The following is a 270-nucleotide window of genomic DNA, read 5'->3' as shown; positions in this document are numbered from 1 at the left end:
CCTGCGACAGGTACCGGAACGCCTCCGGAGCACGCCGCACATCCCAACACGTCACCGGAAGCGGCTCCAGCACACCCGCCTCGAACAACTCCACCAACTCGGCCAGCATCCGCCCGATCCGCTCCGGCGCCACGTCCATCAGGTCGAACGCCCGATACCTCACACCCGGATACTCGGCAGCCACCGCCCCCGCGTCGCGGACATCGGTCTTGCCCATCTCCAGGAACCGGCCGCCCCGCGGCAGCAACCGCAACGAGGCATCCACGAACT

At 68.5% G+C, this 270-nt stretch carries 1 protein-coding gene; it reads right to left on the bottom strand.

Annotated features, from left to right (window positions below):
• A partial coding sequence (locus JS756_RS36375) for a zinc-binding dehydrogenase (RefSeq protein WP_205387530.1) occupies window positions 1–270 on the bottom strand: 270 nt, incomplete at both ends.

Source organism: Streptomyces actuosus (genome assembly GCF_016921115.1).
GTDB classification, from domain to species: domain Bacteria; phylum Actinomycetota; class Actinomycetes; order Streptomycetales; family Streptomycetaceae; genus Streptomyces; species Streptomyces actuosus_A.
The sequence above is the reverse complement of the archived record's forward strand: the minus strand, read 5'-3'. Positions and strand labels throughout refer to the sequence as shown.